Raw genomic sequence first — 22,010 nt, 5'->3', positions numbered from 1 at the left:
AAAGTTTTACTTAGTAGCTTAAGGTCACACCAGCTGACGCAAGGCGGCCACCATTTACATAGTAGTATCCTTGGTCTTGATAAGCTGTTTTATAATCCACGTCTCCAATATTTTGGATATTAGTAAACAATTTAATATGCGGATTCATATTCCAATAAGCATTAATATCTACAGTTGCGTAACCTGGATTCTTGTAATTACTATCCCAGTCTTTCGACTTTGATTTTGCAACAAGCGAAGCACTAATGCCATACACTTCATTTTGCAGACCTGTTGTTAAGGTTAATCCTTGACGAGGGCGGCGGTTTAAGTCCTGATGAGTCTCTTCATTCTCAGGTTTGACATAGCTATAAGTTGCTTTTGCAAATAGATCATCTTTCTGCCAACCAACATAAAATTCACCACCTTGGTAAGTTGCTTTATTAATATTAGTTAATTTACCAAAATTCACTGAACCGATAAGATCTTCAACTTCAGTATAGTAAGCAGATAAACCTGTTTTAAAACCTGCTGGTAGAGTTTGATCTATACCAATTTCATAAGATGTACTTTCTTCTGGTTTTAAATCTGGGTTGCCATTCCATGAGTTGAAAAGTTCATTAAGCGTTGGTGATTTAAAAGCAGTACCAATATTAGTATAGATACTTGTTTTATCTAAAAGTTGGTAACGTGCAGCAATCTGACCAACAGTATGTGAGCCATATTTTTCATTATCTTCTATACGAACACCAGCTTGAGTGTTTAATCTATCACCATTGAATTGATGTTGAAGATAATACCCTGTCGAGTCTACGTTTTCATTGTATGGTGCTCCATAAGATAGAATATCTCCATCCAATGTACGGTGGGTGGCACCAACTAAGAGTGTTTGCTGTGGTAAAAACTTCCATTTGCTATATAGCTCTACTTCCTGAGTTTTGCTATGAACAAAATCAGTAGAGTCTTTTTGATTAACTTCATCTTTGAATTGTGATAAACGAGTATTTAATTCTAAGTTATCTGTTACATTTAAACGGCTACGTAAATTGATAATCTCATTTTCGAAGTCTTGTTTAAGCAATGCACCATTAAATGTATAAGCATCATAAAGACTTGAACCTTCATTATGGCTATAGTCGACAGAAATACCGTAATCTTTCTGCTCAACACCAAACTTTGTACTAAAACCTTTTTGATCAAATGATGCTGTATCCGATGAGTTAGTTTTTTGGTTAGTTACTTTAGTTGCATCAGACTCTAAGCGTTGTCCACGAATTTGGGCATAAAAACCATCTTCATATAAATCAGCACCAATAACTGATTTATAAGTTTTATTCTCACCAATTTCACCTGTGATAAAAGCTCTATTCTTTTCAGGTGTTTTTGAAACGAGCTGAATTACTCCGCCAATGGCGTCAGTACCATAGAGAACAGAGGCAGGCCCTTTCAATACCTCAATTTGTTTAATATCTGTTGTGTCAATAAATGCAAGACTTGCTGTTCCTGAGGATGCATTATTTAATCGAATTCCATCTCGTAGCACGAGAGTATGATCAGATTCTGTACCTCGTAAATAAATTTCTGCAAGTTGTCCCATACCACCACTTTGTACCATATTGATGGAAGCATCGGTTTGTAATAATTGTGGTAAAGAAGCGATAGGAGATTGTTCGAGAACTTTTGGTTCAATAATGTTGATACGCGCCGGAACTTCACTTGCTTTTTCAGCACTTTTTGAAGCAGTCACTACAATTGGATCAAGCTGAGTTACATTCGTTGTATCTTCAGCAAAAATAACAGGTGAAAACCCCATCGCAATAGCGATAGCCCCTACCAGACGAGTAGGTTGAAAAGACTTAGACATAACATGCTCCATACATTCACCCCACGTGAATGATCGGGTAGATAGATGAAACAAGTAGGTCTCCGGACTTCAGCGCCATATTTAATTTATGGACATATTCACCTTCCCACATCACTGCAGTGGTGTAAGTCGAGAACGACTTAAAAATATGCTTTACATTGTTACCGTTGCGGGGGCAGTGCCGGACTTTCACCAGCTTCCCTAAAGCATGAATTGCTTACACTTGCTTCTATTTGAACGCAGTATAAAGTGCCGAATTACTTCGTACAATGTCATTTAAAGCAATTCCCTGAGAACTTTTACGCAAGGGGCAAAAATTGCATTACAATGGCGCTTATTTTAAGAAATGGTTGTAGTTTAAGCAGCTCATGAGCCAATCAAACCAAAAACGTACACGAGCAAAAATCTGTGGAATTACTCGCAAGCAAGATGTTCAGGCAGTAGTTGCAGCGGGAGCAGATGCGATAGGCTTTGTTTTTTTTCCGCCGAGTCCAAGAAATGTAACAGTTGAACAGGCAGAAGAATTAGCAAAACTCGTTCCGCCTTATGTACAAATGGTGGGTTTGTTTGTAAACGCGAGTGTTACTGAAATTCAGGATGTACTTGATTGTGTTCCCCTAGATGTATTACAACTACATGGCGATGAAACTCCAGAACAATGTCAGGAAATAGCGCGTCATTGTAAACGTCGCTGGTATAAAGCGATTCAGGTTAAACCTGATCTGGATGTAGTTGCTGAAATTCAAAAATATCAGGCAGCTGGTGCCAGTGCTGTATTGCTCGATGCGTGGCATCCTGAGCTTAAAGGGGGCACAGGACATCAGTTTGACTGGTCTAAATTCCCGAAACTTGATATTCCATTAATCTTGGCAGGTGGTTTAACCCCTGACAATGTCATTGACGCTATTCATACTACCGGTGCTTTTGCAGTAGATGTGAGCGGAGGCGTAGAGTCCGCAAAAGGTATAAAAGACCAACAACTCATTGAACGATTTATGCAAGGAGTCCAACGTGGATCAGCAAAATAATGTGATTGACTATACCCAATTCCCAGATGCAAATGGGCATTTCGGTATCCATGGCGGACGTTTTGTGTCAGAAACTTTAATGGCGGCATTAGAAGATTTGGAAAATCTCTATTCCCGCATGAAAAATGATGAACAGTTTTTGGCAGAATTCGACCGTGACCTCGCCTACTATGTAGGTCGTCCTAGTCCACTTTATTATGCTGAGCGATGGTCAAAAGAGTTAGGTGGTGCGCAAATTTACCTTAAACGTGAAGACTTGAACCATACAGGCTCACACAAGGTAAACAACACGATTGGTCAGGCGTTATTGGCAAAGCTTTCTGGTAAAAAACGTATTATTGCCGAAACTGGTGCAGGCCAGCATGGTGTAGCAACAGCAACCATTGCAGCACGTTTAGGTCTTGAATGTGTTGTTTATATGGGTGCTGAAGACGTTAAGCGTCAAGCGATGAACGTTTACCGTATGCGTTTGTTGGGTGCAACAGTTGTGCCTGTGCAAAGTGGCTCTAAAACATTAAAAGATGCCATGAACGAAGCGATGCGTGACTGGGTAACCAACGTTGATACGACTTACTATGTCATTGGTACAGTTGCAGGTCCGCATCCTTATCCTCAACTTGTTCGTGACTTCCAGTCAATTATTGGTCGTGAAGCGCGTAAACAGATTTTGGAGCAAGCGGGTCGCTTACCAGATGCATTAGTTGCTTGTGTTGGTGGTGGTTCAAATGCAATGGGCCTGTTCTATCCATTCCTAAACGATGCCAATGTAAAAATGTATGGTGTTGAAGCCGCTGGTTTTGGTATTGAAACTGGTAAACACTCTGCGCCGTTAAATGCGGGTCATGTGGGTGTATTACATGGTAACCGTACTTATTTAATGAGTGATGAACAGGGCCAGATTATTGAGACACACAGTATCTCGGCGGGCCTTGATTATCCGGGTGTTGGTCCTGAACATAGCTTCTTGAAAGATATGAAGCGTGTAGAGTACGTGCCGATTAATGATACAGAGGCTCTTCAAGGTTTCCGTGACTTAACCAAAATCGAAGGGATTATTCCTGCGCTTGAAAGCTCGCACGCGATGGCGTATGTCTCTAAGCTTGCACCGACGATGTCTAAAGATCAGATTATTATTGCGACTGTTTCAGGCCGTGGCGATAAAGACTTAATGACAGTTGCACGCATTGATGGCGTAGAAATGGTCGAGATGTAAGAGGATACAATGCCAAGCTTGTTTATGGTGATGTTGGGCGGGCGTCATGCACGTGCTAATACAGAAGTTCATGATGTGGTCATGGCTGTAGGAGATACTTTGGAAGAAGTTTATCCTCAACTTAAACAAGCTTGGTTTGGTGAGGCTCAAGGATTACATATTGATGCTTGGGCTAAGCTCTCAGGAGTTAGTTCTCAAGGACAGAACTATCAAATTCATTTTACAGATGCTGCTCCACAACCAGATGATTTAAAGTTATATTTAATTAATCTAGGTGGATATAATGCAAGTGAATTCGGTGAACTTCATCGTTATGAGTTTGTGGTGGCACCCAATGCGGTAGTTGCCAAACAATTAGGTAAACAATTTATAGACCGGCAGTGGCAAAAAGCACATACAGACCGGGTCATTGATATTGATGACTGTTTAGCGATAGATTGCGTGGCAGGCCGTTATATTCATTTAATAAAAGGCGATTTTGCTGCAACAATTTGGGAAAATACATATTTGACTGTGGGATAGGTCATTTGAAATCTAATATTCATATGGAAGTGGGTAAATGGATTTAATTCAAGAAAATGGACAGCCTCGTTATGGGCGTTTTGAATCTGTACCGTCCACCATTCATGTCCAACGTTATATTTATAAAACTCCTTATGGAAAAGTCCTAAAAGGCTGGCGCAAACAATTAAAATATAAGAAGTTTAAATTCTGTGGCATTCAACATAAACATTATAGTATTGGTCTGGCCATTGCAGATATTGGTTGGGTTGGACACGGTTTTTTCTATATTTATGACCATGAAACAGGGCAAGTCATTGAGTGGAATGCTATTCAGCCGTTAGGTCACAAGACTTATCTTGATGAACAGCCTTTGTTTAATCAAAGTTATTTTTCTAAATCGCCTTATCAGTTCGATATTCAGCATGCCAATGGTGTGCGATACATTCGGGTGACTAAATATGGTGAAATTTGCCTGAGCGCTCGTATTTTCTGTGCTGGAACAGATATTTTGAGCTTGTGTACACCAACAGGCATCAATGGTTGGACCTATACCCAAAAGCAGACCACTTTGGCTGTAGAGGGGATGTTCATTAATAAGCAAAATCAAGTTGTACAATTTGATGAAAAGACATTTGCATCGCTAGATGATACTTGCGGATTTTTACGTCCTGAAACAGCTTGGTTCTGGCTCTCATGTAACTTCTGGGATGAACAGGGGCGTCGTATTGGGTTAAATCTGGCCTCTGGTGTTAATGAAAGCTTTGGTAATGAAAACTGCCTATGGATTAACGGAGTTTTATTTCCGCTAACAGACGTTTTATTTGAAAAAGTAAATGATGAACTTTGGCAAATTAGTTCTCTAGATCAAAAACTTAATCTACAAGTGCATATTGGTTGGTGCCGATATGAAAATATAAACTTAAGAATGATTGGCAGTCAGTTCAATCAATGGCAAGCTAAAATTAGCGGCACGATTGAGCATGAGACAACCGATATAATCAATTGCAAAGAACAATACGGTTTACTAGAGCAACATTATGCAAAATGGTAACAAGCAGGTTATAAACCTGCTTGCCAAAATGCTTCACCCGCTGCAATAGGGTCATTTGTCTTTTCGAGTGTTTCAATCCAAACGGGATACTGACGAATAACAGGATGCTGGCTTGGATGAAAATCTTTTTTAAACCAATCCATATATTGTTTTTTCATAGCTGTTAATGTGCCATTTTTGCCAAAGAACCAAGGTAAACCTTTAAGATTCATCAAGAGCCTTTCTCTTGGACTAAAGCCATCACATTTCAACATGATATTGGTACGGTAAAGCGTAAAACCGAACATGAGTACGGTTGTTAAAACAAGCACAAAGCGACGTGTTGACTCTGGAACTTCTCCCACCTGTCTCATCACATCAAAAGCTACATCGCGGTGTTCCATCTCTTCAATCGCATGCCATGCAAACAAAGCTCGAACATAAGGATGAGCGTTTTCTAAAGTTTTTTTATGGCTATAAAAGGTTTCTGCCATTAACGCTGTTAAATGTTCAGCGGCAGCGGTCATGGCAATATTATATTGTGGTGAACGTTTTGTTAGTTCAAAGCGGAAAATCTTTTTAAGGGTGGTTGTGAACTGGTCAACAGGCATGCCTTGCTCTTTCATGAGCTGATTCATTTTGTCATGTGCAATACCGTGTTGAGCTTCTTGTTTAATAAAATCCGCAACTCGTTTTTGTAGTTCAGGGTCATCAATTTTATCGCGGAACATACGCACACATTCAATGAAGTAACGCTCTCCATCTGGAAAGGTTAAGCTGAGTGCATCAAACATACGAGTTAAAAAAGGATCATTGTTAAACCAAAAGCGAGGTGCTTCGTTTAAATGAAAATCGAGATCTTTACGAACTACTGGTTCGACCTGATAAGAAACATGTGCGTTCATCTTTTATTTCTCGCAACTATAACCTTTTCATTAGTATGTCGCGAGTGATCGGCTTTGTTTTGACAGTTATCGCCAATTTTTATACAGTTTGCGACAAAATGGCAGTAAAAAGGACGCGCCATGCAAGAATTTACTATCTCAAATGGTTACTTCTACCTTTGGAATACGTATTTAAAAGAAAAAGGAATAGATTGGCAGACACTTAATTTAAGTGAAATTCAAACACGTCAAGTCCAAAATATTTTATCTGCTTCTATAGATGCTCAATCTTCTTTAGACCTTTTTATTGAACTTTTAGAGATAACTGAAACGCGATTACATGTGACTAATTTGGCTTTAGAGATGGCAGCCTGTATTACCCCTGCCAACTTTGGGGTCTTGGGTTATATGGCGTCCAGAAGTGATACCTTAGGTCAAGTGGTAGAGTATATTGCAAAGTTTCATCGTTTGGTCATTGATGGTGCACAGGTTGTCCCTATACAAATTGAACAGGATGCCTCCAAAATTCGCCTATATTGGCCTTTGGTCGACGACAGTAATATTCTACTAAGTGAGCTGACCTTGGCTGCAATGGTACAGCTTGCTAAACAGATTGCCCCTGTACATGAGTTTCTTTTACGGCATGTAGAGTTCGTACACCGAGCGCGTGGGGCAGTAGTTCACTATCAACGTTTCTTTCAGTGCAAATTATCATTTGAGCGGCCTTACTATGCATTAACTTTTGCAAGTGAAAGTTTAAATGTTCGCCCTCAACATGCAGACCCAACTTTGGTGCAACTTTTGGTGAAACAAGCTGAAGAAGCTTTAGTTCAGCGGAAAATACATGCCGATTTAGTTCAGCAAATACATTGGATCGTACAGGAATACTTTAAGCATAAGCAGCAAGCACCCAAAATAGAAGATATTGCCATCGAGTTGAATGTTTCTGTTAGAAGCTTGCAGCGCCAATTACAGGCATTAAACACTTCATTTAAATTAATTTTAGATGCTGAGCGTATGAAACGCTGCGAGATATTGTTAAGTCAAAATGAAAGTCTGACTGCAATTGCCGACCAGTTAGGTTATTCGGATCAGTCTGCACTAGCAAGAGCATATAAAAATTTAACAGGGCAAACATTATTAACTCGAAAAAAGCAATTACAGCTCATCCAGAAAAATGCAACGAAATAGAATTTTGGATGCTTTTTTGCTCAATTTGTAAATCAATAATGGCCCAAAAATAGGAAGCTTTGATCATTGAGAAAAGTTTCAAAATATTGATAAATGTACGCCATGGGTTGTATGAATCATACAATCGAATATCGCCATAACGTTAGACCTGTTCAATGAACAAAAAATAGCGTTAAAATGCGGTGTTCTTGTATTTCTACAAACAACTCCTCAATTTTAAATAATTCAAGGAAAGCACAACCCTATGTCACGTCTTGCCACCCGTTTTGAAAAGCTGCAGTCCCAACAACGTAAAGCGCTTGTATCTTATGTCATGGCGGGTGATCCACAGCCACAAGTAACGGTGCCGTTACTTCATAAAATGGTTGCGGCAGGAGTAGACGTCATTGAGCTTGGTTTACCATTTTCAGACCCGATGGCTGATGGTCCGGTAATTGCACTTGCTGCTGAACGCGCACTTGCGGCTGGGACGAACACCTTAGATGCGCTGAACATGGTAAAAGAGTTTCGTGAGCAGGATCAGGAAACACCTGTAGTTTTAATGGGTTATCTTAATCCTGTTGAAGTGATTGGTTACGAGAAGTTTGTTTCTTATGCGAAACAATGTGGTGTAGATGGCTTATTACTTGTGGACTTACCACCGGAAGAGTCAAAAGAATTTGGTGCAATCTTGAAACAACATGATATGGACCAGATTTTCTTACTTGCACCAACTTCAACTGATCAACGTATTCAACACGTAGCGAATCAGGCAAGCGGGTTTATCTACTATGTTTCACTCAAAGGTGTAACAGGTGCAGCGACTTTGGATACTTCTGAAGCGGCTGCACGTATTGAAAAAATCAAAGGTATGACTAACGTTCCAGTTGGCGTTGGTTTCGGAATTAGTGATGCTGCTTCAGCGAAAGCGATGGGTAGTGTTGCAGATGCCGTGATTGTAGGTAGTGCTTTCGTTAAATCTTTTGCAACGTTGGCAGCTGATGAAGCTGTTGAACAGACGGTGAATAAAGTCAAGGAGCTTCGAGCAGCGCTCGATGAGTTAGTATGAATCAAGAAGTGAAATCAGGGAAAGTTCTTAGCCCTTCGACGCCATGGACACAGCGTCCAGTTCCAGGTATTGAAGTTGCAGATGAGCAACAGACTCTCAAAGCAACATTTACTGAGCCAACTATTGAGTGCCCTGAATGTCATGCTTTAGTGACACGTACAGCAATATCTTTTAATGCGTATGTATGTCCACAGTGTGACGAACACTTACGAATGAAAGCTCGCGATCGCTTAAACTGGTTCTTCGACAATGTTGTGGCTGAATTAGGTCAAGAGTTTAGCGCGAAAGACCCATTAAAGTTTGTTGATAGCAAACCGTATCCAGACCGTATGCGTGAAGCGCAAACTAAAACTGGTGAAACGGAAGCTTTAATTGCCATGCAAGGTAACTTAAATGGCGTAGATATGATTGCATGTGCTTTTGAGTTTGACTTTATGGGCGGCTCAATGGGTACTGTAGTAGGTGACCGTTTTGTTAAGGCAGCTGAACTTGCAATTGAAAAACGTCAGCCATTAATCTGCTTTGCAGCTTCTGGTGGTGCACGTATGCAAGAAGGTATGTTGTCACTTATGCAAATGGCGCGTACTTCTGCTGCAATCCAAAAATTAAAAGATGCGGGCTTACCTTATATCGTGGTGTTAACACATCCGGTATATGGCGGTGTAACAGCTTCTTTAGCAATGTTGGGTGATATCCATATTGCAGAACCTAAAGCAATGATTGGCTTTGCCGGTAAACGTGTGATTGAACAAACTGTACGTGAAACACTAGAAGAACCGTTCCAACGTGCAGAATATCTGCTTGATCATGGTGTGGTCGATCAGATTGTTCATCGTCATGCTTTACGTGATACTGTATCTCGTCTTGTATCAAAATTGATGAACTTACCTTGAAACAACAAGCTCCACTTTCAACAGACTCTTTAGATACATGGCTCAATTATTGGAGCCATGTTCACGTTACAGGGATCGATCTTGGTCTGGAACGTGTTATTCCCGTAGCAGAAAAATTAGGCGTGACTAAACCCAACGCCAAAGTTTTTACTGTTGCTGGAACAAACGGGAAAGGTTCAACCACAACAACGCTTGCGTCTATATTAAAAGCACAAGGGTACAAAGTTGGGTTGTATCAATCACCGCATATCTATCATTTTAACGAGCGAGTCAAATTAGGTGGAGTTGAAGTTGATGACCAAAGCCTGATTGATGCTTTTGTACAAGTTGATCAGGCTCGTCGCGAGTGTGATTTAAGCCTATCTTTTTTTGAAGCAACCACTTTGGCTGCTTTTGTTATTTTTAAACAGCAACAATGCGATGTATGGGTTCTTGAAGTCGGTTTAGGTGGGCGTCTTGATGTTGTCAACGTCATTGACCCTGATATCGCCGTGATTACCAATATTGGTCTTGACCATACAGATTGGTTAGGCGATACCATCGAAAAAATTGCTTTTGAAAAAGCAGGTATTATCCGACCTCATATTCCTGTCATTTTTGCAGGTGAGCAATCTTTGCCTCAAGCGATTCAAGATAAGGCAAATAGCTCACAAGCCACGCTATACGCGATTAATAGAGATTATTTTTATAAAATCGCCGATGATGGAAAACATTGGTATTTTGCAAGTGAAGGAACCACTTTAAGGTTGCCGCTTGGTATACTTGCAATCGAGAATATTGCAGGAGCAGTTGCGGCCGTATTAAATAGCGGACTTGAAATCTCGCAACTAGCGCTAGAGGAGGGCATTACAAATGCCCGCTTGGCTGGACGCTTCGAAGTGCGCCAAGTTAATGGAAAAACCATTATTTTTGATGCCGGACACAATCCTCATGGTGTTGAATTTTTGTTAAAGCAATTGCGAAATTTCTTAGAATACAATAAACAGTACACAGAAGTTGTCGCAGTATTTTCAATGCTGGCAGATAAAGATATAAAATCAGTAGTCGATTTGTTGAAACCTACTGTTTTACATTGGAAAATTGCTGAGTTGAATGTGCCGCGTGCTGCACCGATTCAGCAATTGAATGACGTCCTGCAAGGCCAGACAATACAACAATTTGGCAATATCAAAGAGGCTTTTAAATCAGCGCTTGAGCAAACAAATAACAATCAGCTGATTTTAGCCTGTGGTTCGTTTCATACTTTAGAAGCGATTTGGGAGTATTTGGAAGAATGTCAATGAATAACAAACAACGCTGGATGGGTGGCGTTGTTTTATTAGGTGGTGGTGTTTTATTGGCAGCATTACTTCTAAAAGGAAATGAAGAAATAAAACAGGTAGATGTTCAACCCCAAACTTCAACATCACCGAAATTACAAGCTAAACCAAAGCAATCAGCACAAGAAGGGCAGATGGTACAGCTACAGCCACTTGCAGTTGATGTTGAAACAGAAAAACGTCTTCTTGAAGAACAGCGCCGTTCTCGTGAAAAAGCTGTAGCAGAACAAGAGGCTCGTGCTGCCGAATTCTTGGCTATGCAACAACAGGCAGAAGCGGATGCAGCTCGTAAAGCTGCTGCTGAATATGCCGCGATTAATGCTCGCCGAGCTGCTGCACAAGAAAGTTCCGATAATATTCCTCCTGAAGTCGCGGGTAGTGAGAATAAGGCAAAAGGACAGCAAACTGATACAAAAAAGTCAGTAGATCCGGCTAAAGCGGATGCAGATAAAAAAGCTGCTGAAGCGAAACGCTTAGCTGAGGCGGATAAGAAAGCGGCTGAGGCAAAACGTCAGGCAGAAGCAGACAAGAAAGCAGCAGAGGCTAAACGCCAAGCAGAAGCAGATAAGAAAGCAGCTGAGGCAAAACGTCAGGCAGAAGCGGATAAGAAGGCAGCAGAGGCGAAGCGCCAAGCAGAAGCGGACAAAAAGGCTGCTGAAGCTAAACGTCAAGCAGAAGCAGATAAGAAAGCAGCTGAAGCGAAACGTAAGGCAGAGGCCGAGAAAAAAGCTGAAGCAGAGAAAGCACGTGAGTTGCTTGAAAATGGTGATAAAAAATGGATGGTACAGGTTGCATTGGCTGCTAACCAAGCAAATGCAGATGCTGTAGTCTCTAAATTACGTGCAAAAGGCTATAAGGTCACGACGAGCCCAACCAGTAAAGGTATCCGTATTATGGTTGGACCTGCAAAAGATAGAGATACGGCAGATACTACACGTAAGAAAATTACTTCTGACGCCAGTTTAAATATGAAGTCAGCTTGGGTGATTGACTGGGTGCCGTTAGATCAACGTAAGTCAGATTAAATTTTATTCTGAAATCTAATTAAGATGGATTCGACAGTTGCTGTTGAATCCATTTTACATTTTCAGGGGTAAATAAACGGTCAATATTCTTCCAAATAATATGATAACCATAACCCCCTTGTTTCATTTCTTTCACTGCATCATCAATTGCCCAGTTTTCAAAAATAATTCGATACATGGCGACGCTGGCCCCTGTACGGTCTGAACCATGATAGCAATGTAGTAAAACACGTTGATTATTTTGCTTGGCAAGTTGGATTTGCTGCATAACTTCTAATAAATCTTGTCGATCAATTGCCCATGTATTAATCGGAATATGAACAAGATTAAAGTTTTCATTTTTAAAGACTAAATCATCTGATGCTTTGGCTCTTAAGTTAATAATAGTCCCAATTTGATGGTGTTTTAATTCGGGAATCATGGCTGCATCGGGCTGTTCACTCCGGAAAACATCATTGCTAATTTGATAAAAATTATGAGTTTGAGAAACTAAGGTTCCCCAATCGTGAGGTCTGTGCTCATGGGCAATACTTTCGTGTTGCATACACCCTTGAAGGCTTAAACAGACCGCAAATGCAATGAGCGAAAATTTTTTCATGTTTGGTACCGCCGAAGCTCATGGGGGTCATGTGCACAAATGATCTCAATCGTTGGCTCATGTTGAGCCAGATGCTGTAATTTTTTTAGGTTAATAAGACGCTTTTCATTGTCTTCTGCAAATGTCTTTTCTAGAAGGGTAAGAGATCTTAATTTATTTGCTGGATTTAGCTCTAGGTGTGAGTAGTAAGCATCTCCACAAAATAATAACCATTGATTTTGTTGTTTTATCGCAATACCACAATGTCCGGCAGAATGGCCCAATAATGGCACCATTAAAATTTCATCTTGAAATAGGGGGAAACCTTTTACTTTTTCAAGGTTAAACCATTTTTCACCTTGTTGATACTCAACAAAGTTCCAGTACCGATGTTGTTTATATTGATTAGTTCTATAACGAAGCTTGCCTTTAAAATTAGGCAGTTGTGCAGCATTGTATTCAGTGGCTAGCACATGGACAGTGGCGTGGGGGAAGTCTGAAATTCCGCCTGCATGGTCAAAGTCGAGGTGAGACACAAAAATGTGCTGTACATCTTTAGGATGGAAACCCAGTTTCTGAATTTGTTGGATAGCACTGAACTCAAGATTCGGTTCAATTTTCCCCAACCGTTTGACTAAAGAACCAAGGCGCTGTTGCATGTGTAGATAATCTTGTAGGCCAAATCCGGTATCAATCAGTACAAGGCCTCGATCAGTTTCTACCAAAAGACAATGACAAACAATTTCAGCTTTCCAGCCTTTCTGCCCAAATAAAGGTGCACATACAGGGCACATACTGCCGCATTTTAAATGATGAATTTTATGGATCATGATTTTTGTTTTTTGCACAAACTCTTGGGAAGTTATAACTGATCTCAACAGTAAAAACCATGTGTATTCATTAATGTAAAAAAAGCCATCGGGTGAGATGGCTTTTGAGATGGAAATATTTGTTTATGTGCTTTAGTTAGTTTTCTTTGCTTTTTCTCATTATTGAATATGCCCTTTATTGGTTTTTTTAGGGAATCTTTCAGATGTTTACCTACGCACTGCGTTTGTCTTACAGGGAACCTTTCAGACGCTTGCCTACGCGCTTTGCTTGTCTTGTAGTCAACTTTTCAGATGCTTACCTACGCACTGCATTTGTCTTGCGCTTCGATTAAAGCCTTGTTAAAGGCTTTAATCTTGCTCAGGCTGTGGTGTAAGGCGCAAATAAGGTTTCACCGCAGTGTAGCCTTTAGGGAAGCGTTGTTTAATTTCCTCTTCATCTTTTAAAGAAGGGACAATGACCACATCTTCACCTTGTTGCCAGTTCGCTGGTGTAGCCACTTTATGCTTATCGGTTAATTGTAATGAATCAACAACACGTAAGACTTCATTAAAGTTACGACCAGTCGAAGCAGGGTAGGTGATGATTAAACGAACTTTTTTATTTGGGTCAATAATCACTAAAGAACGGACAGTAAGGGTTTCACTGGCATTCGGATGAATAAAACCGTATAGCTCAGATACTTTGCGGTCTTTGTCAGCAATAATTGGAAAATTGACTGTTGTATTTTGAGTTTCATTAATGTCATTAATCCAGCCTTTGTGCGACTCTACATCATCTACAGATAAAGCAATTGCTTTAACATTACGTTTTTCAAATTCATCTTTTAGTTTTGCTGTATAACCCAATTCAGTTGTACATACTGGCGTATAGTCGGCCGGGTGTGAAAATAAAATGCCCCAACTATCACCTAGAAAATCATAAAAATTAATAGTGCCTTCGCTTGATTCTTGTTGAAAATCAGGGGCTGTGTCGCCTAATCGTAATGTCATGATAAATCCTCAATTGCTTAAAATTTGTTATATGTTGAAATGACTATGCCGCAATTTATTTATTATTAAAATTATTGTTTTTATATTTTATTATGAACTTTTTATATAAGTGTAAATATATATGACCAAAACATATGAATTTATGGGCTGAATCAATGTAACTTTAAGATAAATTTGCTAAATTAGATTTCTCGGAAGTTGTGCTCAATAGATGAGCATTAATGTCGAGTTTTTAGGTGTCAGATGCTTTAAAGGGGCTTAGAAAATGGGTAAAACCATTTGTCTAATGATCAGATTTTTTTTATGGGTTTTGTGCAAACCCCTTGTACTTCAAATTTCTGACACCATAATAAACGACTGAGAAAAAATTTATTCATTTGACCAAGCAAGATTTAGAGAGTTTATCCATGTTGGCAAGTCTGATCGGAGGTATCTTCGGTACAAAAAATGAGCGTGAACTCAAACGCATGCGCAAAATTGTTGAGCAAATCAATGCGCTCGAGCCGACGATATCAGCTTTAAGCGATGCAGACTTATCTGCAAAAACTCCAGAATTCAAACAACGTTATAATAATGGCGAAAGTTTAGATAAGTTACTCCCTGAGGCGTTTGCAGTTTGTCGTGAGGCAGCAAAACGTGTAATGGGCATGCGCCACTATGATGTCCAGTTAATTGGTGGTATTACCTTACATGAAGGCAAAATTGCCGAAATGCGTACCGGTGAAGGTAAAACCCTTATGGGTACTTTAGCGTGTTACTTAAATGCATTAAGTGGTGAAGGCGTTCATGTCATTACTGTAAACGATTACTTGGCACAACGTGATGCTGAGTTAAACCGCCCTTTATTTGAATTTTTAGGTCTAAGCATTGGTACAATTTATTCAATGCAAGAACCAGCAGAAAAAGCAGCTGCCTATCTAGCTGATATTACCTATGGTACTAATAACGAATTTGGTTTTGACTACTTGCGTGACAACATGGTGTTTTCTTTAGCAGAAAAGAAACAACGTGGTTTGCACTATGCCATTATCGATGAAGTCGACTCAATCTTGATTGATGAGGCGCGTACGCCATTAATTATTTCTGGTCAAAGTGAAGATTCTTCACACCTCTATACTGCCATCAATACTATTCCACCAAAATTACGCCCGCAAAAAGAAGAAAAAGTTGCCGATGGCGGACATTTCTGGATTGATGAAAAGCAGCGTTCAGTTGAAATGACTGAAATTGGTTATGAAACTGTAGAACAAGAACTTATTCAAATGGGTTTGTTAGCGGAAGGCGAAAGCTTATATTCAGCTACAAATCTAAACCTCGTTCACCATGTTTCTGCGGCTATTCGTGCGCACTTCCTATTCCAACGCGACGTTCACTATATTATTCATGACGGTGAAGTCATTATTGTTGATGAGCATACTGGCCGTACCATGCCGGGCCGTCGTTGGTCAGAAGGCTTACACCAAGCAGTTGAAGCGAAAGAAGGTTTGGCTATTCAACCTGAAAACCAGACTTTAGCAACAACTACTTTCCAGAACTATTTCCGTCTTTATAAAAAGCTTTCAGGTATGACAGGTACTGCCGATACTGAAGCTGCGGAAATGAAAGAAATTTATGGTCTGGACGTCGTTATTATTCCGACACACCGACCTATGATTCGTAATGACCAAAACGATTTAATCTACTTAAACCGTAATGGTAAATATAACGCGATTATTCAAGAAATTATGAATATTCGTCAGCAGGGTGTTGCACCGATTCTTATTGGTACGGCAACGATTGAAGCCAGTGAAATTCTATCGTCTAAATTGAAGCAAGCTGGTATTCATCATGAAGTTTTGAACGCAAAACAACATGAGCGTGAAGCAGACATTATTGCTCAGGCAGGTAGCCCGAATGCAGTAACAATCGCAACAAACATGGCCGGTCGTGGTACAGATATTATCCTTGGGGGTAACTGGAAAGCGAAACTTGCCAAACTTGAAAATCCTACCCCTGAAGATGAAGCGCGTCTAAAAGCGCAATGGGAACAGGACCATGAAGATGTATTGCAAGCAGGTGGCTTGCACATTATTGGTTCTGAACGCCATGAATCACGCCGTATTGACAACCAGTTACGTGGTCGTGCGGGCCGTCAGGGTGACCCTGGTGTTTCTCGTTTCTATTTATCTCTTGAAGATGACCTCATGCGTATTTTCGCAGGCGACCGTGTTGTTGCCATGATGCGTGCAATGGGGCTTAAAGAAGATGAAGCGATTGAACACAAAATGGTAAGCCGTTCTATCGAAAACGCGCAGCGTAAAGTTGAAGCACGTAACTTCGATATTCGTAAAAACTTACTTAAATATGATGATGTGAATAATGAACAACGTAAGATCATTTATTCACAACGCGACGAAATCTTAGCTGAAAATACTTTACAAGAATACGTTGAAGAAATGCATCGTGAAGTAATGCAGGCGATGATTGCTAACTTTATTCCACCAGAGTCAATCCATGACCAATGGGATGTGGAAGGCTTAGAAAATGCTTTACGTATTGATTTGGGTATTGAGCTACCAGTTCAAGAATGGCTAGAACAAGATCGACGTCTTGATGAAGAAGGCTTGGTTGAACGCATCAGTGATGAAGTGATTGCGCGTTATCGTCAGCGCCGTGCACAAATGGGTGATGAATCTGCAGCAATGCTTGAGCGTCATTTCGTTTTAAATTCTCTTGATCGCCATTGGAAAGATCATTTGGCTGCAATGGATTATTTACGTCAAGGTATCCACTTACGTGGCTATGCGCAAAAAAATCCTGAGCAGGAATATAAGAAAGAAGCATTTAACTTGTTCGTGAACATGCTGGGTGTAATTAAAACTGATGTTGTAACTGATCTGTCTCGCGTACATATCCCAACACCAGAAGAGCTTGCAGAAATGGAAGCTCAACAGCAGCAACAAGCAGAAGCAATGAAGCTTTCTTTTGAACATGATGATGTGGATGGATTAACAGGTGAAGTGACCGCTTCTCAAGAAGCACTTAATGAGTCGGCTACTGAACAACAAACGTTCCCTGTACCTGAAAGTCGTAATGCTCCATGTCCATGTGGTTCTGGTTTAAAATATAAACAGTGTCACGGCAAAATTTAATTTGTGTTATAAAAAAAGCAGAACGATTGTTCTGCTTTTTTTTCGTTTGTAGTAAGCCTGTGAATAATGTTTGCAGTTTTAAGCATTAAATGCTATTTACTTCTCATCCAGAGTGTATGTTGGAAAGACAATGAAAAAAGTATTACAACCTTTATTTTTAACTGTTCTTGCTGTGCCAAGTTTTGTTTTCGCAGCAGAAACAGCTTCAGCCCCTCAAACCACAACGGTTGATAAAGTACTTGCGGCAAAAGGCCCAACTTCGGCTCAGGCTGTAGTGAAACAAGAAAATACGACGGTGATTAGCCCTCGTACAGGTATTCGTTACACATTGGGTAACACGGGTAATCGCCCAATCATTTTACAAACTGCTGCGATCGCTCCAGCAAACTCTGCAAATGTTAACCGTATTGTTGCAAGTAACCCAGCTCTATCTCCAAAGAGCCAAGAAAAAGCAAAAGTTGCATTAATTGGCGAAGCTGCTGTTGCTGGTGCGGCAGCAGTTGCAGCGAATAATGTAACTGCCCCAGCTGTACCAAACAGTGTTACACCTGCAAATCCTGCATCATTGAACTAAGTTCTATATATAAAAAAGCCGGTCAATTTTGAACCGGCTTTTTTATATCAGGGTGTTTGAAAATATTTAAATCTGATTATTTACATCTACATTTTTTGTTTCGCGTATTAATAAAAACGCGATTAATGATAAAAGTGATGCTGCTGTAAGATAATAACCAACTGCATATAAACCATATGTTTCAGCAAGTTTAGTTGCAATAAGCGGTGCAAAAGAAGCACCAAAAATACCAGCCAAGTTAAACGTTAAAGCTGAACCCGTATAACGTACTGAGGTTGGGAAAATTTCTGAAAGGACAGTACCAATTGGACCATAGGTCAAGCCCATAATTGCTAAGCCAGTACACAAGAACAAAAACACAATGAGTGTATTTCCAGACTCTAACATACTAGAGAAAAACAGTCCGAAAATTGCAGCAGCAATACATACACCAATAGAAGTAGCTTTACGGCCAAATTTTTCTGCAAAAATGGCAGAAAGAGGGATAAAGGCTGCAAAGCAAAGGGTTGCAAACAGTTGAAGTTCTAAGAACTCACCACGCGCATAGCCTAGTTTGGTTGTTCCCCAGTTAAGTGCGAATACTGTAGTTAAATAAAACACAACGAAGGTACAGATTGCTGCAATTGTACCGAGAATAAGTTTGCCCGTGTGTTTTGTCACCACTTCTTTAAATGGAATATTAACTTCTTTTTGCTTATCTAAAACCTTCTGGAAAGCAGGGGTCTCATGAAGTTTTAAACGAATGTATAAGCCAACAATAACCAAGACAGCACTTGCAATAAAAGGAATACGCCAGCCCCATTGCATGAATGCTTGCTCAGGAATAGCAGCACTTAGAAGTAAAAATGAACCAGTTGCTAAAATAAAACCGATAGGTGCGCCAAGTTGAGGGAACATGCCATACCATGCACGTTTGCCTTCAGGTGCATTTTCTGTAGCAAGTAAAACAGCACCACTCCATTCACCACCTAAGCCTAAGCCTTGTCCTAAACGGCATAAGGCGAGCAATAAAGGCGCGACAATTCCAATCTGAGCATAGGTTGGTAATAAGCCAATACATACGGTTGAGATACCCATAGTGAGTAATGCTGCCACCAATGTTGCTTTACGACCTATACGATCTCCTAAATGCCCAAATAGTGCTGCACCGATAGGACGGGCAATAAAGGCGATTGCAAAAGTTGCAAGTGATTGTAAGACTGCGGCACTACCACTACTGGCAGGGAAAAATAGGTGTGGAAAAATGATAACGGCAGCAGTTGCATAGATATAAAAGTCGAAGAACTCAATGGTTGTACCGACTAAACTTGCAAACAAAACCCGTGTTTTCGAATTGGTGGCTACTACAGGAGCAGCAGTCGCAGAGGTTGACTCCATATAAGTCCTTATATCAGTTAAAATTTATTTTTAATTTACTATTCTCTTTAAAGGCATATTTTTCTTAAAAGAATAGCGTGAAAGAACATCATCCATGACTCTTTCAGGATCACTGAATATGAGTGAAAAATGGACTAAACAACGTACCAATAGATAGCAAGAAAGTGTGCACCTGCACCTAAAAGCACAAAAATATGCCATATCGCATGGGTATATCTTACCTTTTTTAACGCGTAAAACAATGCTCCAACGGTGTAAGCTAAACCTCCAGTAATCAATAACATCAAAGTATCTTTGCTTAAATAGGTTCGCATATCATCCATTACAAAAACGGCAAGCCAACCCATAAGAACATAAGCAAGTAGCGAAATTTTATGAAAACGGTGAATAAAAACTAACTTGAAAAGTGTACCAATTGCAGCAATGCTCCAGAGCGCAATAAGTAAAATATGAGCTTTTTGTGTAGGTATAGCAATACTTAAGAACGGGGTATATGTTCCAGCAATTAAATAATAAATAGCCGTGTGATCGAGTTTTTTATACCAGTAACGTAAATTTTGTGTTTGTGCAAAATGATAGAGAGTCGAACTAGTAAACACGAGAATTAAGCTAAAAGCATATACCCATAAACCTATCCACTGGGCAGTGGAAAGATAAGATCCTTTTATAATTAAAAAGACAGAGGCAATTACTGCCATAACCACACCAGCGCCATGGCTGTAGGCATTAAAAAGTTCTTCTTTTGGGTCGTAGGTTTCTAACACCGATTTACTCATAAGTTTATTTTTTGATTAAAAATACAAATGTATAGAAATACAAAACAGTCGTAAAGTTATTTTATTTTTAATCCTATACCCTTTAAACTTTCACTTTATATGAGTCACCATTTTTTAGGTATATCAGTGTCGGTTTTCTCCTTTGAGCAAGAACAGCAATTCTTTCATGAAATCAAACAAATGCTTGATCAGCAGACTTTTGAGCGTTTGATTTTGAGCCAATATAAAGGAGAGTTGACACAGCTGGAAAAAATTACTTTCCGTGTTGTGGAGCTACATGGAAAAAAACAACTTTCCGCGCTATATCATCATACCACCCAAGATGTGACTAAAAATTATTCATTCGAAGATGGCTTAGAACAGATTGCAGCACTGATTACGCAATGCAAACAAGCGAATTTATTTTCAACGCATCAAGAAATCCAGCTTAAAAAAAATAAGAAAAAAGCCATGCTTAATATGGGTAAAAAACACAGCGTGACTACCGTTCCAACTGTACAAGCGCATGATCGTGAGAAACAGCGTTATGTACAGCAGGGTAGTGCATTTTTAAAAGAGCTTGGCATTACCGATGAGAAAGCTCAAATCATTCCAAGCATGGCTCGTAAATGGAAACAGATTAATAAATTTATCGAAATTTTTGCGAGTGCATACGAACAAATTGATGCTGAGCAAAAAGAGTTAAATATTGTCGATTTTGGTTCAGGAAAAGGTTATTTAACTTTTGCCTTGTATGATTATTTACAAGAACAACAAAAGGTTCCGCTCATTACTGGTGTAGAGCTGCGCCGTAACTTAGTGGAGTTTTGCCAGAACGTTGCAGAAAAAGTACATTTTAATCATTTAGACTTTTTTGAAGGTGACGTTCGTAGTTATCAACCGGAAAAGTTGGATGTAATGATTGCCTTACACGCGTGTGATATTGCGACTGACTTTGCTATTCATACAGGAATTCGTTTAAACGCTTCGATGATTATGTGCGCTCCGTGTTGTCATAAAGAATTACGCCCACAATTACATAGCCCAGAAGTTTTACAGCCAATGCTACAGTTTGGTATTCATGCAGGGCAGCAAGCTGAAATGCTGACCGACACTTAACGTGCATTACTTTTAAAAGCGTATGGCTACGAAACCAAAGTTTTTGAGTTTGTATCGCTTGAACACACCAGCAAAAATAAAATGATTTTGGCGACTAAACGCAAAAACGTGACACAACCTGATGCCAAGATTATGGCTCAAATTCAAGCATTGAAAGAAATGTATGGAATTAAAAAACAGACTTTGGAATTGTTATTACAAGACCAGTTGCCGATCGAAAATATTGGCTGCAAATGCTAGGAAGGTGAGTGGATGTATAAAGTTATAGCGGGTAGTTGGACGCAGTTTGAGGAAGATGCAAAATACATCCGTGAACAAGTCTTTATTCAAGAGCAAGGCATTGAGCCCAAAGATGAATGGGATGATTTCGACAGCACTGCTGTGCACTTTATGGTGTATGACAAAGAGCAGCCTATCGCTACAGCACGTTTGTTGCCACAGCATAGCGTAGGGCGTGTTGCTGTTTTAATGCTTTATCGAAAGCAGGGTATAGGTAAAATTCTAATGCAGCATATTATTGAATATGCGCGCCAACATAAATTGCCTTATTTAAAGCTTTCCGCGCAAACCTATGTGACAGCTTTTTATGAAGCTCTAGGTTTTAAAGTGCAGGGTGAGGTTTACCAAGATTGTGGTATTCCACATATTGATATGAATTTAGCGTTAAGTTGAGATTCCT

At 39.9% G+C, this 22,010-nt stretch carries 19 protein-coding genes, 1 pseudogene and 1 riboswitch; of the genes and pseudogenes, 13 read left to right on the top strand and 7 right to left on the bottom strand.

Annotated elements, in window-relative coordinates:
* Positions 1-10: 10 nt before the first annotated feature.
* Complete coding sequence (locus EGT34_RS08290; protein ID WP_000045383.1) at positions 11-1,843, bottom strand: TonB-dependent receptor plug domain-containing protein; 1,833 nt, start codon at positions 1,841-1,843, stop codon at positions 11-13.
* A gap of 35 nt (positions 1,844-1,878) precedes the next feature.
* Positions 1,879-2,085, bottom strand: a riboswitch (cobalamin riboswitch).
* Between the two features lie 126 nt (positions 2,086-2,211).
* Between EGT34_RS08290 and EGT34_RS08285 the strand changes: the two genes are divergently transcribed.
* From EGT34_RS08285 to EGT34_RS08270, 4 genes are read left to right on the top strand one after another with little or no spacing between them, the layout of a single operon-like run.
* Positions 2,212-2,871, top strand: a complete 660-nt coding sequence (locus EGT34_RS08285) for a phosphoribosylanthranilate isomerase (RefSeq protein WP_000083555.1) — start codon at positions 2,212-2,214, stop codon at positions 2,869-2,871.
* Positions 2,855-4,084 (top strand): tryptophan synthase subunit beta, encoded by a 1,230-nt coding sequence (gene trpB, locus EGT34_RS08280; RefSeq protein ID WP_000372734.1) that lies wholly within the window; start codon positions 2,855-2,857, stop codon positions 4,082-4,084. The genes EGT34_RS08285 and trpB overlap by 17 nt, the downstream gene beginning before the upstream one ends.
* A gap of 9 nt (positions 4,085-4,093) precedes the next feature.
* Positions 4,094-4,606 (top strand): DUF1543 domain-containing protein, encoded by a 513-nt coding sequence (locus EGT34_RS08275; protein WP_001139543.1) that lies wholly within the window; start codon positions 4,094-4,096, stop codon positions 4,604-4,606.
* A 37-nt stretch (positions 4,607-4,643) separates the two neighbouring features.
* Positions 4,644-5,639, top strand: coding sequence for a DUF2804 domain-containing protein (locus EGT34_RS08270; protein ID WP_000364279.1), 996 nt, complete (start codon positions 4,644-4,646; stop codon positions 5,637-5,639).
* Positions 5,640-5,647: 8 nt separating this feature from the next.
* Here EGT34_RS08270 and EGT34_RS08265 read toward each other — a convergent pair whose 3' ends face one another.
* Positions 5,648-6,523, bottom strand: a complete 876-nt coding sequence (locus EGT34_RS08265) for a metal-dependent hydrolase (protein WP_000991230.1) — start codon at positions 6,521-6,523, stop codon at positions 5,648-5,650.
* A 120-nt stretch (positions 6,524-6,643) separates the two neighbouring features.
* Between EGT34_RS08265 and EGT34_RS08260 the strand changes: the two genes are divergently transcribed.
* The 5 genes from EGT34_RS08260 to EGT34_RS08240 all read left to right on the top strand — a co-directional run bounded on the left by EGT34_RS08260 (position 6,644) and on the right by EGT34_RS08240 (position 11,978).
* Complete coding sequence (locus EGT34_RS08260; protein ID WP_001155170.1) at positions 6,644-7,693, top strand: AraC family transcriptional regulator; 1,050 nt, start codon at positions 6,644-6,646, stop codon at positions 7,691-7,693.
* A 244-nt stretch (positions 7,694-7,937) separates the two neighbouring features.
* Positions 7,938-8,741 carry a tryptophan synthase subunit alpha gene (gene trpA, locus EGT34_RS08255; RefSeq protein WP_000088559.1) on the top strand — a complete coding sequence of 268 codons (804 nt, stop codon included), beginning with the start codon at positions 7,938-7,940 and terminating at the stop codon, positions 8,739-8,741.
* Positions 8,738-9,634, top strand: a complete 897-nt coding sequence (accD, locus tag EGT34_RS08250) for an acetyl-CoA carboxylase, carboxyltransferase subunit beta (protein ID WP_001071168.1) — start codon at positions 8,738-8,740, stop codon at positions 9,632-9,634. Before trpA ends, accD begins: the two co-directional genes overlap by 4 nt.
* Positions 9,631-10,917 (top strand): bifunctional tetrahydrofolate synthase/dihydrofolate synthase, encoded by a 1,287-nt coding sequence (folC, locus tag EGT34_RS08245; RefSeq protein ID WP_000813086.1) that lies wholly within the window; start codon positions 9,631-9,633, stop codon positions 10,915-10,917. The genes accD and folC overlap by 4 nt, the downstream gene beginning before the upstream one ends.
* A complete protein-coding gene (locus EGT34_RS08240; RefSeq protein WP_002010595.1) occupies positions 10,908-11,978 on the top strand; it encodes an SPOR domain-containing protein in 1,071 nt (356 codons plus the stop codon). Before folC ends, EGT34_RS08240 begins: the two co-directional genes overlap by 10 nt.
* A gap of 19 nt (positions 11,979-11,997) precedes the next feature.
* On the opposite strand, the gene EGT34_RS08235 is transcribed toward EGT34_RS08240, so the two are convergent.
* The 3 genes from EGT34_RS08235 to EGT34_RS08225 form a co-directional block, all read right to left on the bottom strand.
* Entirely contained in the window at positions 11,998-12,576 is a 579-nt protein-coding gene (locus EGT34_RS08235; protein ID WP_000714606.1) for a dual specificity protein phosphatase family protein, read from the bottom strand.
* Positions 12,573-13,385 carry an MBL fold metallo-hydrolase gene (locus EGT34_RS08230; protein ID WP_192898998.1) on the bottom strand — a complete coding sequence of 271 codons (813 nt, stop codon included), beginning with the start codon at positions 13,383-13,385 and terminating at the stop codon, positions 12,573-12,575. The genes EGT34_RS08235 and EGT34_RS08230 overlap by 4 nt, the downstream gene beginning before the upstream one ends.
* Positions 13,386-13,733: 348 nt before the next feature.
* Entirely contained in the window at positions 13,734-14,375 is a 642-nt protein-coding gene (locus EGT34_RS08225) for a peroxiredoxin (protein WP_000175334.1), read from the bottom strand.
* Positions 14,376-14,782: 407 nt separating this feature from the next.
* Here EGT34_RS08225 and secA point away from each other — a divergent pair, with 407 nt between their 5' ends.
* The gene (secA, locus tag EGT34_RS08220; RefSeq protein WP_000881343.1) at positions 14,783-17,506 is read left to right on the top strand and encodes a preprotein translocase subunit SecA; all 2,724 of its coding nucleotides are present in this window, start codon (positions 14,783-14,785) and stop codon (positions 17,504-17,506) included.
* A gap of 130 nt (positions 17,507-17,636) precedes the next feature.
* The gene (locus EGT34_RS08215; protein ID WP_000757179.1) at positions 17,637-18,080 is read left to right on the top strand and encodes a hypothetical protein; all 444 of its coding nucleotides are present in this window, start codon (positions 17,637-17,639) and stop codon (positions 18,078-18,080) included.
* 66 nt (positions 18,081-18,146) lie between these two features.
* Here the strand turns inward: EGT34_RS08215 and EGT34_RS08210 are convergent, their stop codons facing one another.
* Positions 18,147-19,457 (bottom strand): MFS transporter, encoded by a 1,311-nt coding sequence (locus tag EGT34_RS08210; protein WP_000446411.1) that lies wholly within the window; start codon positions 19,455-19,457, stop codon positions 18,147-18,149.
* A 134-nt stretch (positions 19,458-19,591) separates the two neighbouring features.
* Entirely contained in the window at positions 19,592-20,233 is a 642-nt protein-coding gene (gene trhA, locus EGT34_RS08205; RefSeq protein ID WP_031971938.1) for a PAQR family membrane homeostasis protein TrhA, read from the bottom strand.
* 126 nt (positions 20,234-20,359) lie between these two features.
* Between trhA and EGT34_RS08200 the strand changes: the two are divergent.
* A pseudogene (locus tag EGT34_RS08200) lies at positions 20,360-21,571 on the top strand (class I SAM-dependent methyltransferase).
* Positions 21,572-21,583: 12 nt separating this feature from the next.
* Positions 21,584-22,003, top strand: coding sequence for a GNAT family N-acetyltransferase (locus EGT34_RS08195; RefSeq protein ID WP_000278751.1), 420 nt, complete (start codon positions 21,584-21,586; stop codon positions 22,001-22,003).
* Positions 22,004-22,010: the final 7 nt, after the last annotated feature.

It is taken from the genome of Acinetobacter sp. FDAARGOS_558 (assembly GCF_003937785.1).
Taxonomy (GTDB): domain Bacteria; phylum Pseudomonadota; class Gammaproteobacteria; order Pseudomonadales; family Moraxellaceae; genus Acinetobacter; species Acinetobacter baumannii.
Note: the sequence above shows the minus strand (reverse complement) of the source record. Positions and strands in the feature narration are given on the sequence as shown.

Coding starts and splice junctions, on each gene's coding strand:
- EGT34_RS08290 (WP_000045383.1), bottom strand. CDS start 1,843: ATGTCTAAGTCTTTTCAACCTACTCGTCTGGTAGGGGCTATCGCTATT.
- EGT34_RS08285 (WP_000083555.1), top strand. CDS start 2,212: ATGAGCCAATCAAACCAAAAACGTACACGAGCAAAAATCTGTGGAATT.
- EGT34_RS08275 (WP_001139543.1), top strand. CDS start 4,094: ATGCCAAGCTTGTTTATGGTGATGTTGGGCGGGCGTCATGCACGTGCT.
- EGT34_RS08270 (WP_000364279.1), top strand. CDS start 4,644: ATGGATTTAATTCAAGAAAATGGACAGCCTCGTTATGGGCGTTTTGAA.
- EGT34_RS08265 (WP_000991230.1), bottom strand. CDS start 6,523: ATGAACGCACATGTTTCTTATCAGGTCGAACCAGTAGTTCGTAAAGAT.
- EGT34_RS08260 (WP_001155170.1), top strand. CDS start 6,644: ATGCAAGAATTTACTATCTCAAATGGTTACTTCTACCTTTGGAATACG.
- trpA (WP_000088559.1), top strand. CDS start 7,938: ATGTCACGTCTTGCCACCCGTTTTGAAAAGCTGCAGTCCCAACAACGT.
- accD (WP_001071168.1), top strand. CDS start 8,738: ATGAATCAAGAAGTGAAATCAGGGAAAGTTCTTAGCCCTTCGACGCCA.
- EGT34_RS08240 (WP_002010595.1), top strand. CDS start 10,908: ATGTCAATGAATAACAAACAACGCTGGATGGGTGGCGTTGTTTTATTA.
- EGT34_RS08235 (WP_000714606.1), bottom strand. CDS start 12,576: ATGAAAAAATTTTCGCTCATTGCATTTGCGGTCTGTTTAAGCCTTCAA.
- EGT34_RS08230 (WP_192898998.1), bottom strand. CDS start 13,385: ATGATCCATAAAATTCATCATTTAAAATGCGGCAGTATGTGCCCTGTA.
- EGT34_RS08225 (WP_000175334.1), bottom strand. CDS start 14,375: ATGACATTACGATTAGGCGACACAGCCCCTGATTTTCAACAAGAATCA.
- secA (WP_000881343.1), top strand. CDS start 14,783: ATGTTGGCAAGTCTGATCGGAGGTATCTTCGGTACAAAAAATGAGCGT.
- EGT34_RS08215 (WP_000757179.1), top strand. CDS start 17,637: ATGAAAAAAGTATTACAACCTTTATTTTTAACTGTTCTTGCTGTGCCA.
- EGT34_RS08210 (WP_000446411.1), bottom strand. CDS start 19,457: ATGGAGTCAACCTCTGCGACTGCTGCTCCTGTAGTAGCCACCAATTCG.
- trhA (WP_031971938.1), bottom strand. CDS start 20,233: ATGAGTAAATCGGTGTTAGAAACCTACGACCCAAAAGAAGAACTTTTT.
- EGT34_RS08195 (WP_000278751.1), top strand. CDS start 21,584: ATGTATAAAGTTATAGCGGGTAGTTGGACGCAGTTTGAGGAAGATGCA.